The 13,366-nt window shown below is 41.3% G+C and carries 10 protein-coding genes, 1 tRNA gene and 1 riboswitch; of the genes, 3 read left to right on the forward strand and 8 right to left on the reverse strand.

Translation table 11 applies throughout. The annotated features are described in order from the left end of the window. Positions 1-83: 83 nt before the first annotated feature. Positions 84-302, reverse strand: a riboswitch (FMN riboswitch). Between the two features lie 40 nt (positions 303-342). Beyond that, positions 343-846 carry a tRNA (cytidine(34)-2'-O)-methyltransferase gene (locus ACVC7S_RS07145; RefSeq protein ID WP_242747135.1) on the reverse strand — a complete coding sequence of 168 codons (504 nt, stop codon included), beginning with the start codon at positions 844-846 and terminating at the stop codon, positions 343-345. Between the two features lie 400 nt (positions 847-1,246). Here ACVC7S_RS07145 and trkA point away from each other — a divergent pair, with 400 nt between their 5' ends. Beyond that, entirely contained in the window at positions 1,247-2,593 is a 1,347-nt protein-coding gene (gene trkA, locus ACVC7S_RS07150; protein WP_447266669.1) for a Trk system potassium transporter TrkA, read from the forward strand. A 3-nt stretch (positions 2,594-2,596) separates the two neighbouring features. Further along, positions 2,597-4,036 carry a TrkH family potassium uptake protein gene (locus ACVC7S_RS07155; RefSeq protein WP_447266670.1) on the forward strand — a complete coding sequence of 480 codons (1,440 nt, stop codon included), beginning with the start codon at positions 2,597-2,599 and terminating at the stop codon, positions 4,034-4,036. Positions 4,037-4,124: 88 nt separating this feature from the next. Here ACVC7S_RS07155 and ACVC7S_RS07160 read toward each other — a convergent pair whose 3' ends face one another. The 5 genes from ACVC7S_RS07160 to ACVC7S_RS07180 all read right to left on the reverse strand — a co-directional run bounded on the left by ACVC7S_RS07160 (position 4,125) and on the right by ACVC7S_RS07180 (position 10,609). Beyond that, positions 4,125-5,054: an ATP-binding cassette domain-containing protein gene (locus tag ACVC7S_RS07160; RefSeq protein ID WP_001291306.1), complete on the reverse strand. Its 930-nt coding sequence runs from the start codon at positions 5,052-5,054 to the stop codon at positions 4,125-4,127. Between the two features lie 10 nt (positions 5,055-5,064). Then, complete coding sequence (locus ACVC7S_RS07165) at positions 5,065-6,132, reverse strand: ABC transporter ATP-binding protein (RefSeq protein ID WP_045593583.1); 1,068 nt, start codon at positions 6,130-6,132, stop codon at positions 5,065-5,067. Positions 6,133-6,140: 8 nt separating this feature from the next. After that, complete coding sequence (gene oppC / locus ACVC7S_RS07170) at positions 6,141-7,067, reverse strand: oligopeptide ABC transporter permease OppC (protein ID WP_084948444.1); 927 nt, start codon at positions 7,065-7,067, stop codon at positions 6,141-6,143. Continuing rightward, a complete protein-coding gene (locus ACVC7S_RS07175) occupies positions 7,067-8,563 on the reverse strand; it encodes an ABC transporter permease (protein WP_049484569.1) in 1,497 nt (498 codons plus the stop codon). The genes oppC and ACVC7S_RS07175 overlap by 1 nt, the downstream gene beginning before the upstream one ends. A 66-nt stretch (positions 8,564-8,629) precedes the next feature. Then, a complete protein-coding gene (locus ACVC7S_RS07180) occupies positions 8,630-10,609 on the reverse strand; it encodes a peptide ABC transporter substrate-binding protein (RefSeq protein WP_447266671.1) in 1,980 nt (659 codons plus the stop codon). A 308-nt stretch (positions 10,610-10,917) separates the two neighbouring features. On the opposite strand from ACVC7S_RS07180, the gene ACVC7S_RS07185 reads away from it, so the two are divergent. Beyond that, positions 10,918-10,988: transfer RNA gene (locus ACVC7S_RS07185), tRNA-Cys, on the forward strand. Between the two features lie 80 nt (positions 10,989-11,068). On the opposite strand, the gene ACVC7S_RS07190 is transcribed toward ACVC7S_RS07185, so the two are convergent. Together ACVC7S_RS07190 and ACVC7S_RS07195 are read right to left on the reverse strand one after the other, a co-directional pair. After that, on the reverse strand, positions 11,069-12,400 hold the full coding sequence (locus ACVC7S_RS07190; protein ID WP_000390004.1) for a hemolysin family protein: 1,332 nt from the start codon (positions 12,398-12,400) through the stop codon (positions 11,069-11,071). Between the two features lie 140 nt (positions 12,401-12,540). Next, positions 12,541-13,365 carry a DNA/RNA non-specific endonuclease gene (locus tag ACVC7S_RS07195; RefSeq protein ID WP_447266672.1) on the reverse strand — a complete coding sequence of 275 codons (825 nt, stop codon included), beginning with the start codon at positions 13,363-13,365 and terminating at the stop codon, positions 12,541-12,543. Position 13,366: the final 1 nt, after the last annotated feature.

A 13,366-nucleotide genomic window follows, 5' to 3' on the forward strand; every position in this document is an offset into this window, starting at 1 on the left:
TATATCCCAAAAGTCCCCCCTCACTCTTTTGAGCAAGCGGTTGCAATTTATCTATAAACTCATCAGAACAGACAAAGCTATTCTTTCGTCTTCTCCCATCCAGACTATACTGTCGGTTGTGGAATCGCACCACATCAGCTTGCGCTCGCGGACTTATTTGGCTAAGATATTTTAGATTTACCTAGGCGTCGCAGTCGAAGATAATACTTAAAGTATATCGAGACAAGACAACGACGAGAAAGCTAAAATAGCTAGTCAAATTTACCGCCGGTCGGGAATCTCACCCTGCCCTGAAGACCCTTTAATCATAACAAAAAACGCTTGCAAGTGCAAGCATTTTGTTTATTTCAATTTATCCGCTTCATAGGTGTGAACGAGCTCTAAACCAGCAAAATGTTGCTGACGGAGGGCTTCATAAACAATCATACAGACCGTATTGGAAACATTGAGACTGCGGACATGTTCATCGTTCATAGGAATACGGAGAGCTTTCTCAGGATGTTCACGCATAAAATCCTCTGGTAAACCCTTGTCTTCACGTCCGAAGAGAAAATACTGATCTTCACCACTTGCCAAATTTGCCTCAGAATAGACCTTTTCTGCAAATTTCGAAATCAGATAGACTTGCCCTTTCATCTGAGACATAAAGTCTGCCAAGTTATCATAAAAATGAATCTCTAACTTATCCCAATAATCCAAACCAGCCCGCTTCATCTTGCGATCATCAATGGGAAAACCCATTGGTTTGATGATGTGGAGGGGAGAATTGGTCGCAGCGCAAGTACGCGCGATGTTGCCAGTATTTTGTGGAATCTGAGGTTCAAATAAAACAATGTGATTTGTCATAATTGGCTTCCTTTTATCATTGCAAAAAAATAGCCACACTGCCCGGAGTCAAGCTCAGCAAACAGCGTGGTTAAGGCGTCGTTAACTTACCTCACAACAGGTTTGAAGTAAATCAGCGAAACTACTTTCTTAGTATAACACTTTCAGAACCAATGTCAATAGAAACGACTTGAATTTTTTACTTTTTTTAATGATATTTTCATACTCGGACATTCACTTTCAGAATAGTCTTATCAAGAGAGGTTAATCACTTCATCCGAGAGACATTTTTATAGAAGATAAGCATATTTATCTTCAAAAACGTGAAAAAGTTCTTTCTTCCTGCAAAAATCGGTTTGGCAAGTGCATTTTTTGTTAAAAAAGGGTATGATAGTTACATCATGAAAAAGTAGGTTTTTATATGAAAATTGTCCTTGTTGGTGGAGGGAAAGTTGGTTTTGCCCTCTGTCGTTCACTAGTTGCGGAAAACCATGATGTTGTCCTCATCGAGCAAAATGAAGCTGTACTGAACCATATTGTCAGTCGCTTTGACATCATGGGCCTCCTTGGAAATGGTGCCGACTTTACTATCTTAGAGCAAGCCGGTGTTCAAGAGTGTGATATCTTTATCGCACTAACCGAACACGATGAAGTGAACATGATTTCAGCAGTTCTTGCCAAAAAAATGGGAGCTAAAGAAACCATCGTTCGGGTTCGAAATCCAGAGTACTCCAACTCCTATTTTAAGGAAAAAAATATTCTTGGATTTTCCCTCATTGTCAACCCTGAGCTTCTGGCTGCCCGTGCAATTGGAAATATTATCGATTTCCCAAGTGCCCTTTCAGTCGAACGTTTTGCTGGAGGTCGAGTTAGCTTGATGGAGTTTGTTGTCAAAGATGCTAGTGGTCTTTGCCAGATGCCCATTTCTGAATTTCGGAAAAAGTTTGATGTGATTGTGTGTGCTTTGGAGCGCAACCATGAGTTGATCATTCCAGGTGGTGAGATGACCCTTCAAGATAAGGATCGCATCTTTGTTACAGGAAATCGGGTCGATATGATGCGCCTGCACAATCATTTTAAAGCTCGGACTGTTAAGAGCTTTCTGATTATCGGAGCAGGAAAAATTGCCTACTATCTCGTCGGTATCTTGAAAGACAGCCGGATTGACACCAAGGTTATCGAAATCAATCCTGAAAGAGCCCGTTTCTTTAGTGAAAAATTCCCAAATCTCTATATCGTTCAGGGAGATGGGACAGCCAAAGATATCTTACTAGAAGAAAGTGCTCCTCACTACGATGCGGTCGCAACCTTGACTGGAGTTGATGAGGAAAATATCATCACCTCCATGTTCCTTGACCGTGTTGGCGTCCAGAAAAACATCACCAAGGTCAACCGGACCAGTCTCCTAGAAATTATCCATGCACCTGATTTTTCAAGTATCATCACGCCAAAAATCATCGCAGTGGATACCATTATGCACTTTATCCGAGGACGGGTTAACGCCCAATACTCAGACCTTCAAGCCATGCACCATCTTGCAAACGGCCAGATTGAAACCCTACAATTCCATATCAAGGAAGCTAATAAAATGACTGCCAAGCCTCTTTCTCATCTGAAATTGAAGAAGGGTATTCTCATCGCAGCCATTATTCGAAAAGGAAAAACAATCTTCCCGACCGGAGAGGATACGCTAGAGGTCGGAGACCAATTACTGGTAACCACCCTGCTACCAAATATCACCAAAATTTATGATTTGATTGAGAGGTAAGAAATGAATAAAAGTATGATTCGTTACCTCCTCTCCAAACTGCTCTTAATTGAGGCTGTTCTCCTCCTAGTTCCTGTCAGCGTAGCGACCTATTACCGAGAATCTAGCCAAGTATTTACAGCTCTTTTTACTACGATTGGAATTTTAGTCCTTCTCGGTGGGTTGGGAGTCCTACGAAAACCAAAGAATCAACGGATTTATGCCAAGGAGGGTGTCTTAATCGTTGCCCTCTGTTGGATACTCTGGTCTTTCTTTGGTGGCTTACCCTTTGTCTTTTCAGGACAAATTCCCAGCATCATCGATGCATTTTTCGAGATCAGCTCTGGTTTTACAACGACTGGTGCTACTATCCTAACAGATGTTTCCGTTCTCAGTCGTTCCCTCCTCTTCTGGCGAAGTTTCACCCACTTGATAGGAGGGATGGGGGTGCTTGTTTTCGCACTTGCTATTATGGACAATGCTAAGAATAGTCACTTAGAGGTGATGAAAGCAGAGGTCCCTGGTCCTGTCTTTGGTAAAGTTGTATCCAAACTGAAAAATACTGCCCAGATCCTCTATCTCCTTTACCTAGGACTCTTCTCCCTCTTTGTTGTCATCTACTATCTAGCAGGTATGCCCTTGTTTGATAGCTTTGTCATCGCTATGGGAACAGCAGGAACGGGGGGATTCACCGTCTACAATGATGGAATCGCCCACTACGGCAGTTCCCTGATTACCTATCTTGTCAGTTTTGGCGTTCTGGTTTTCGGTGTCAATTTTAACCTCTATTACTTTCTCATGCTCCGTCGGGTCAAGGCCTTCTTTGGAGATGAGGAACTGCGGGCTTATGTCATTATTGTTCTGGTGTCTACCGGTTTGATCACCCTCAACACCCTCCACCTTTACCAAGATGTCTCTAAAAGTTTTGAGATGGCTCTCTTCCAAGTATCCAATATCATTACGACAACGGGATTTGGTTACGGAGATATTACCAACTGGCCCCTCTTCTCCCAGTTTATCCTCCTCTTCCTCATGGCAATCGGTGGCTCAGCTGGGTCAACAGCAGGTGGTCTCAAAATTATCCGTGGACTGATCCTCACAAAAATTGCTAAAAATCAAATTTTGTCCATCTTATCCCCTCACCGTGTCTTGACTCTCCATGTCAATAAAACGGTGATTGATAAGGATACTCAACACAAGATTCTCAAGTATTTTGTGATCTATGCTATGATTTTATTGTCACTCATCTTTATCATCAGCCTAGACAGCAATGATTTTCTAGTCGTGACCAGTGCGGTCTTCAGCTGTTTTAACAATATCGGACCAATTCTAGGTACAACATCGAGCTTTGCCATCTTCAGTCCCATCTCTAAAATCCTGCTCTCTTTTGCAATGATTGCAGGTCGCTTAGAGATTTACCCAATTTTGCTACTCTTTATGAAACGTACCTGGTCTAAACGTTAATTACAATACAAACCCCCTTTTACTTGCTTGTAAAAGGGGATTTTTTCTATTAAAAATGAGAAGACCTTTTGGTCCTCTCCGAATCTAATTATTTTTTAAGAGCTTCCTTGTAACGAGCAAGTTCTGCTTGATTTGCCCAAACATAGTGACCTGGACGAATTTCTACCATAGATGGCTTATCTGTCTCATAGTCATGTTGGTCAGGATCGTAAACTTTCAAGACCTTCTTGCGTTCCAAGATTGGATCTGGAATCGGTACAGCAGATAGAAGCGCTTGAGTGTATGGGTGGACAGGATTGTTAAACAACTCCTCTGTCTCAGCCACCTCGACGATAACTCCCTTATAGATAACCGCGATACGATCTGAGATAAAGCGAACAACTGACAAGTCATGCGCGATAAAGAGATAGGTCAAGCCCAACTCTTTTTGGAACTTCTTGAGCAAGTTCAAGACTTGCGCACGCACTGATACGTCCAAGGCTGAAATTGGCTCATCCGCAATAACGAAATCAGGTTCCATCACAAGGGCACGGGCAATCCCGATACGCTGACGTTGCCCACCAGAAAACTCGTGTGGGTAACGGGTCAAGTGTTCTTTCAAAAGTCCAACTTCATGGATCATCTTTTGAACTTTTTCTTTTCGATCCTCTTCATCTTTAAACAAATGGTAGTTGTAAAGACCTTCAGAGATGATATAGTCAACTGTCGCACGCTCATTCAAGCTGGCTGCAGGGTCCTGAAAAATCATCTGGATACGACGGATCAAGTCTGAGGATTCCTTATGAGATTTTTTTCCATTGATCTTATGACCATCAAAGATGATCTCACCTTTACTGGTATTATTTAGACCAATAATAGCACGACCAATCGTTGTTTTCCCACTACCAGACTCTCCTACAAGAGAGAAAGTTTCTCCCTTGTTGATAAAGAAGTTGGCGTTTTTAACCGCGACAAACTTCTTACTTCCTTCACCGAAGGAAATTTCTAAATCTTTAATTTCTACTAATTTTTCAGACATTTCCTTCCTCCTAGTCTTCTAGATGAGCAAAGCCCATTTTATCACGAATCTTGTCATGCAAATCTGCGATGACCCCAGGTTTTTCAACTTTAGGAGCATTCTCATGAAGCAACCAAGTCTTAGCCCAGTGGGTATCACTAACTGAAAACTGAGGTGCTTTTTGTTCAAAGTCAATTTGCATAGCATAATCTGAACGAAGGGCAAAGGCATCACCTTTCAACTCAGTATAAAGAGACGGTGGAGTTCCTGGGATAGAGTACAATTCCCCTTTATCATCAGCAAGCTGAGGCAAGCTAGACAAGAGACTCCAAGTATATGGATGACGTGGATCGTAGAAAACTTCCTCAACAGTACCGTATTCTACAATTTCACCAGCATACATAACCGCTACCTTATCGGCAATACTTGCTACCACACCAAGGTCATGGGTGATAAAGATAATGGTAAAGTGGTACTCATTTTGCAAGGTTTTAAGCAAATCAATGATTTGGGCTTGAATGGTAACGTCAAGGGCCGTTGTTGGCTCGTCACAGATCAAGATATCTGGACGACAGGCAAGGGCAATTGCAATAACGATACGTTGGCGCATCCCTCCAGAATATTGGAAAGGATACTCGTCAAAACGTTTTTCAGCGTCTGGAATTCCGACCTTGTTCATATAGTCGATTGCCATCTCTTTGGCTTCCTTGGCTGTTTTTCCTTGGTGTTTAACGATAACTTCAGTAATTTGGCTACCAATTGTATTGATTGGGTCCAAACTTGTCATAGGATCTTGGAAGATGGTCGCAATTTTAGCACCACGAATCTTCTCCCATTCCTTGTTAGAAGTAAGAGCTGTCAAGTCTTGTCCACGATAGTCAATACTTCCTTGAGCAATACGTCCATTGTCTTCTAACATCCCTGTAAAGGTTTTTGTTAATACAGATTTACCAGAACCTGACTCACCTACCAGGGCAAGAACTTCCCCTTCAATCAGGTCTAAAGAAACTCCTCGGATAGCTGTCAGAACTTTGTCACGAACGTCAAATTCCACGACAATATCACGAGCAGTCAAAATTACATTACTTTCTTTTGTCATGTCTACTCCTATCTATGTGTACGTGGATCACTAGCATCCGCTAGGTTTTGACCAACAACGAAGAGAGAGAGGGACACCAAGATCAGGGTTGTCAACGGAATCCAGAACAAGTAAGCGTTGGTCGTAACGTTTTGTGAGTAATCTGAGATCAAACGTCCCAGACTTGGCACTGTTACAGGCAATCCCAATCCAAAGAAGGAAAGGAAGGCTTCATAAGAGATGAAGCTTGGCAACATCAAGGTCATCGTAGAAACAATAACAGATACCAATTGTGGCATGATGTTTTTAACGATGATTTTAAAGGTTGGTGTTCCAAGTGTTTGAGAGGCAAGGTTGTATTCCAAGTCACGGTAACGCATGATTTGGATACGAATCATATAAGCAATCCCAATCCAAGTTGTCACACTCATGGCAAAAATCAAATTCCAGAAACCAGCACCAATTGAGTAAGTCAAGACAATGACAATCAAGAGAGATGGAATGTTTGAAATAATGTTATAAACTTCCATCATGACACGGTCAACAGATTTTGAAATTCCCCAGATTCCACCAACAATAACCCCAATTACAAGGTTGATAAAAGTTGCAATGACAGAGATGAGGATAGAGTTACGCGCACCAAACCAAACCCCGTCAAACAAGGATTTACCATTACTATCTGTACCAAACCAATGTTCAGCATTGGGTTTGATAAAACGAGCAGAAAAGTCATTGACCTTACTTACATCGTTGAAGTCAAAATCTGAGAACATTGGGTAAATAAAGCTCATCAAGATAATGGCAACCAAAATCCCCAACATAACGACTGTTGATTTTTTCTTTAGAAATTGTCTAAATACAGAACCCCAGTATGAATAGGCAGGGGCGTCAATTGTTTCAGAGGCAAAATCGTCACGTTTTACGAACTGAAATTTTTCTTTTCCGATTGTTGACATTATTTGCCTCCTTTCTCTGTCAATTTAATACGTGGGTCAAGCATGGTCATCCAGATATCTCCTACAAAGAGTGAGAAGATAGAAATACATGTGAAGATGAAGACGAGACCAACTACCATTGAGTTGTTGGATGCCTTAACAGAGTCGATCAACATTTTACCCATACCTGGGAAGGCAAAGACTGTTTCTGTCAATGTTGCACCACCAATAACTCCGATTACGGCACCAGGAATACCTGAAACCAAAGGAACCATGGCATTTTTAAAGATGTGTTTATTTGAAATTTCTTTTTCAGACAAACCTTTGGCGCGAGCAAAACGTACGAAGTCTTGAGATTGCAAGTCGATCATGTAACGACGAATCCAGATAGCTGTACTTGGCGCACCCAACAAACCTAGAATAACTGCTGGTAAGACATAAGAACGCCAATCTCCAGCTCCCAAGATAGGGAATGAATCAGGCAGACCGATAGATGATCCAATCAAGCGCACAATATATACCAAGGCAATCGTTGGAAGGGCAAGCAAGAAGGTCAGAGCACCTGTCGAGAAGCTGTCAATCCAAGTATTCTTGTGGCGAGCCATAGCAGATCCAAGTGGAATAGCGATAGCATACGAGATAATCAAACCAATCAAACCAGCAACAGCTGAACTTGCAATCATTGATGGGTATTGGTAATTGCTTTCTGTAGCTGTATATGGATCGTCCTTACCATAGTTGGCTACCTCACGCGCGTCTGCTTGACTTGGTGATTTGTAGGTACGAGAGTAGATATCTACAGATGAAGTCTTTTTACCTGTAGGGAATTGAACTTCTGATGTCTTAGTTTGTCCTTGACCCTGTGTGATAACTTGAAGCACTGGTGTGTTTGCATAAGTTGGGTAAGAATCACCTAAGTTAACGTTCACAAAGTTTTGGTGTACAAATGGGAATTGGTTGTTGAAATACAAAAGATACTTATGTTTTGTACCTGAACCAACCAATGACCAACCGATAGCAGGGTCATTTTCAAAACGAAGATAGCGTTGCAAGTTTGGATTTTCAGGGTCTTGAATCTTGTTTGTATGATCAATATCAATCAAGTTGGCATAGAATTTGAAAACACGTTCAAAAATCGGAATTTCACGCGTAGCATAGAATTGACCACTTTCTGAGAATACACCTAGTGTCCAACCATTGCCTAGTTGGTTGATGTATTTTTCGTAGATTGCCTTGTTGGTATCATTTGCATCTACTGTTACAGATGAGTCCATCGTGCTCGCTTTTTCTTGCAACTCCTTGGTATCGTAGTACTCGATATAGCCCATCCGCTCATAAACGGTATTTTCATAATTGTCTCGTTTATCTGGCGTCGTTGCAATCTTGTTATAGTTGGTATCCTGCTTGAAAATCAATTTCCGAGGAACCATCGTATAGATAATTGTGTAGGTCAAGGTTGTCACCAAGAAAATAGACAACAATGAACGCAATACACGCATAAAAATATATTTCTTCATATCGTTTCCTTTTAAAATCCCAAAAGAACCTTCTCCTCATGGAGAGAAAGTTCTCTTGAGAGTTATTTATTTAACGTGATTAGCCAATTCTTTTTGAACTTTTTCGTTTGATTCTTTTTTCTCTTTGAGCCATTTTTCACGAGCTTGTTCATAGTCAGCTTTAGTTACAACCTTGTCTTGTAACTGAATATGCTTGAAGTATACGTCTGATCCCTTATCTCCAGATTGGCTGTATGATGCAGAGAATGGTACAACACGAGAAATGATTGGTGCAGCACCACTTGATGCCATAGCTGGCAAGAAGAGTGAGCTGTCTGTCAACCAAGCTTGAGCTGCTGCGTATTTTTCATAACGAACATTCAAGTCATTGGTTTCTTTTGCAGCTTCATCAACTAGCTTATCGTATTCTTTCAAACCAACTTGAGCTGCTGCAGCATTATCTGCACCTTCGTAACCCATGTATGTTTTTGTTTGTTCAGCATTCGTTGTCTTCAAGATATCAAGATAAGTTGATGGATCTTCGTAGTCAGGGTTCCATCCAACTGCTCCTGAGAGGTCCCAATCTTCTGCCGCAGCGTTTGCAGCATAGTAAGTGATATTGTTCAACTCATCTTTAGAAATTTGTTGGATATCGATAACCACATTATCTTCACCAAGTACTGTTTCAACAGATTGTTTGAAGGATTGGATACGTGCAATATAGGCTTTAGAAGTTTGGTCTACTGGGATATCCAAGTGGATAGGGAATTTCACACCTTCTGCTTCCAATGCAGTTTTAGCTTTGGCAAATTCTGCTTTAGCTTTATCGGCGTTGAAGAGTCCATCTTGACCATCCGCAAAGTTTACGTTCTTCCATTCATCACCATAAGCAGCCATCTTATCAGTCACCAAGTCACCGAAAGTTTTTTCGCCTGCTGAGACAAAGGTAGGTTTCACAAAGAGGTTACGAACTGCAAGAGGAGCGCCTTCTTTACCATTAATTTGTGCTGAGTAAGAAGTACGGTCAAAGGCAAAGTTCAAAGCCTGACGGAAATCTTTGTTAAGAAGGGCTTTCTTAGTAGAAGTCTTCTCTTCATCAGTTGTCTTAGAAGTGTATTTGTATCCTTGACGGTCAATATTCACACCCAAACCACCAATACCAGGTCCTGATGGATTGTAGTAGATATTTTCCTTGTAGCTTTCTGCTACCTTAGAGTAGTTTGAACTTGTAGGGAAGAGACGGGCATAGCTATAAGCTCCGCTTGTAAAGTTACGCTCAAGCGACTCTTGGTCTGATCCATCATAGAAAGCAAGAGTAACTTTATCGAGATGAACATTGTCTTTATCCCAGTATTGTTCATTTTTAGCGAACTCGATAGAAGACTTAGCAGTCAACCCTTTCAGCAAGAATGGACCATTGTAAAGCAAGGATGTAGGGTCTGTTGCTTTAGCAAAGTCAGCTCCTTTTGATTTTTCAAAATCTTCGTTCAATGGCCAGAAGATTGAATAAGCCATCTTAGAGTTCCAGTATGGTTCTGGCTGATTCAAGGTATACTCAAGCGTATAATCATCAACTGCTTTCACACCTACTGAAGAAAAGTCTTTTGAATTGCCTGATAAATAATCAGACAAACCTTTAACAGAAGATTCTGCTAGGTAAAGAGCTTCTGACTTGTTATCAGCTGCGTGTTTCAAACCATTTACAAAGTCTTTGGCAGTAACTTCTGCGTACTCTTCTCCGTCAGATGTAAACCATTTGACTCCTTTACGAATCTTGTAAGTATAAGTCAAACCATCTTTTGAAACTGACCAGTCTTCTGCAACTGCAGGAACTAGGTTCCCATACTTGTCGTTTGTGAAAAGACCATCGATACCATTTGAAGTGGCAACCTTAGTACTTTGTTTCCCTGAAATGAGGTAATCCAACGTTTCTGGATCAGCTGTATAAACATAACCATAATTTTTTGGCGCTGTTGAATCAGATGATTTTGAAGAACCACAAGCAGCTAAAACGCCAGTTGCTAATAGGGCAATTCCTGCTGCGACAAATACTCTACTTTTTTTCATATTGTTAACTCCTCTTTGAAAAATTTAGGCTTATTGTCAATTATATCATATATTATCTAAAAAGTAAACGAATTTTCAGAATATTTAGGCGTATACCCTCAAAAAACTTTCATTTGTCAAATTTCTACACTCTTTGTTTGCTATCTAGGTGATTAGATGGCAATTTTACAGCCTGTGAAGACTGATTCCCAGACTTTCTCTCTCGGTTTTTAAGCCTGCCAAAATAAAGGGAAAGTTTCCTAAATTGGATTTTCGGTTAAGAAACTATTGACGTAGAATCATTTTCAAGGTATAATAATAAACGTTGAGGCGGTATAGCCAAGTGGTAAGGCACGGCTCTGCAAAAGCTTGATCGTCGGTTCAAATCCGTCTACCGCCTTATAGTAAACCAAAAGACTCCTCGTGAGTCTTTTTTCTTATAAATGGGAGCTTGAGCACCTGATGGTGACTCAAGCTCCTTTATTCTGTTTCTTCTTCATTTTCTATTTCAGTGATTTGAACTTTTACCTTGGTAACACGTCCGTTTTTCACCTTGTCGTTGGTCAGGACGACTTGCTTGTTTTGACTGACCAGTTGGTAACTGATTTTCTCAGTGGTTGGAATCGTTCCAACACCCGTCAAATAATAACCAGCGATGGTATCCACATCATCGCTTTCTAGTTCGACACCAAAGTAGTTATTGAAGTCGTTAAGATTCATGGTTCCCTGTGCAATATAGGTGTCCTCACCGATTTGATGGACTTCAATTTCTGCTCGGTCTGTCTCGTCGTCGATTTCTCCGACAATCTCCTCCAGCAGGTCCTCCAGTGTGACCAGACCAGCCATACCACCATATTCATCGAGCAAAATGGCCATCTGTCTCTGGGTATTTCGCAGTTCTTTTAGCAAGTCATCCACAAAAATGGTTTCCGGGACAAAGAGTGGATCTTGTAAAATCCTCTTCCAGACAATATTGTCAAAACCATCCACAAAGGCCGCATTAAGAAGACTCTTGGTGTGAATAATCCCAATCACATTGTCCTTATCCCCATCATAAACTGGGATACGGGAAAAGTTTTGTTTTAAAATACTTTGGATAATGGTTTGACTATCATCCTGAATATCCACCATAAAGGCATCTGTCCGAGGAACCATAACCTCTCTCGCCATCAGTTCATCTAGAGAGAAAATCCCTTGTAACATCTCGATTTCGTCTGCATCCAAAGTTTCCTCACTCTTGGTCAACATGTACTCAATTTCATCTCGAGTCATTTTTTCATCCGCATCATCAAAGGTCATTGGTGTTAAACGACTCAAGAGATTGGTTGAAGCAGATAACAACCAGACAAAGGGACTGACAATCTTCCCAAGTCCAATAATTATCGGAACAGAGCGAATGGCTAAGGCATCTTTGAGATTGAGGGCAATCCGTTTAGGATAGAGTTCACCAAAAACAATAGAGATGTAGGTCAAGAATGCCAAAGAGAGGAAACTTGCAATGGCATAAGCTGTTTCTCCATTCCCCATCCAAGAGGCAATTACTTGTCCAAGTGTATCTGCCAATTTTGCCCCTGACAAGATCGTGATCAAGGTGATACCGACTTGAATGGTTGATAAAAAGTGATTAGGGTTTTCAAGCACCTTTAGCAAACGGATATAGCGTTTATCGCCTTCTTCTGCTTTTTGCTCTACTCGGGCACGATTTAGTGACACCATAGCCATTTCTGTAGCTGAGAAAAAGGCATTTAAAAAGGTCAATACAACTAAAAGTACAAATTGCAGTAACAAATCCTGACTGCTCGGGTCTTCCATGGTCTTTCTCCTAAAATAGTATCTTGTGTTCCATTATATCATAAATCGGCCTAGGAATCACATTATTTTCTAATTTATACAATCGCTCCCTTATCAATGACGGACAAGGGAGCAATTTTTATTCCTTTAATAGATTGGCTCTAGTTTGTCACCGTGACCTGACCTGTTCGGTAATCAAGCTGGATACCCTTTTGAACATTTGGAATCAGGACGTTAAATTCCAATTCCCCATCCGAAGACTTGGCTTCAATTTGTGAAGCGGATGGAACCAAATCCTCATTCGTAGCATAGTGGAGAGTTACCCGATAACGGACTCTCTTATTCTGGTCTAAAGCTTTCCTAACCAGACTCTCATAGTAGTTCTGGCCTGTCGAATCTTCCGCCTGAGCCTGGTTGGCCCAAGCCGTCTGAACTGCAATATTCTTGGGATTACTAGTAGAAGCATCAAAGCCATCTAATCCACCTATCAAGGCATAACCCAACAAGTGCCCCCTATCTACTGCGTGCGTATAGGTTCCCTTTAGATTTTTAACCTGATGCCATCCCGGCGGTGTCCAAGAGGTTGAGCCGTTGCCTGTTTCTTCACGATTTTTATACTGCCGAGTCGCTTTGGATAAGATGGCATTGGCAACCGTTGGGACGGTCTCTTTCCCGACTGGTTTTGTTTTATTATCCGCGTAGGGTTTGCTAGAAACTTTGGCATCTAGATTGGTTTTATTGCCATTGACGACAAAGGCACCTGCCCCATTCCATTCTAGACCACCTTTTATTTGGTTCTTGATCGACTCGGTTAAGACACTTTCTGCCAACTCCTGACTAGGAGCTTCTGAAGCTTGTCTTTTCTGGCTAACCTTAGTTTTAGGGGTGTTTGGCGCTGACTGCATCTGCTTGATGTAATAACTACCAGCAGATAATAGTAAGAATATGAGTAGCCCTATCAGAGCCTGTCTTGTTTTCTTGTCCATA

The sequence above is a fragment of the Streptococcus sp. Z556 genome, assembly GCF_053010225.1.

Coding starts and splice junctions, on each gene's coding strand:
- ACVC7S_RS07145 (WP_242747135.1), bottom strand. CDS start 846: ATGACAAATCACATTGTTTTATTTGAACCTCAGATTCCACAAAATACT.
- trkA (WP_447266669.1), top strand. CDS start 1,247: ATGAAAATTGTCCTTGTTGGTGGAGGGAAAGTTGGTTTTGCCCTCTGT.
- ACVC7S_RS07155 (WP_447266670.1), top strand. CDS start 2,597: ATGAATAAAAGTATGATTCGTTACCTCCTCTCCAAACTGCTCTTAATT.
- ACVC7S_RS07160 (WP_001291306.1), bottom strand. CDS start 5,054: ATGTCTGAAAAATTAGTAGAAATTAAAGATTTAGAAATTTCCTTCGGT.
- ACVC7S_RS07165 (WP_045593583.1), bottom strand. CDS start 6,132: ATGACAAAAGAAAGTAATGTAATTTTGACTGCTCGTGATATTGTCGTG.
- oppC (WP_084948444.1), bottom strand. CDS start 7,067: ATGTCAACAATCGGAAAAGAAAAATTTCAGTTCGTAAAACGTGACGAT.
- ACVC7S_RS07175 (WP_049484569.1), bottom strand. CDS start 8,563: ATGAAGAAATATATTTTTATGCGTGTATTGCGTTCATTGTTGTCTATT.
- ACVC7S_RS07180 (WP_447266671.1), bottom strand. CDS start 10,609: ATGAAAAAAAGTAGAGTATTTGTCGCAGCAGGAATTGCCCTATTAGCA.
- ACVC7S_RS07190 (WP_000390004.1), bottom strand. CDS start 12,400: ATGGAAGACCCGAGCAGTCAGGATTTGTTACTGCAATTTGTACTTTTA.
- ACVC7S_RS07195 (WP_447266672.1), bottom strand. CDS start 13,365: ATGGACAAGAAAACAAGACAGGCTCTGATAGGGCTACTCATATTCTTA.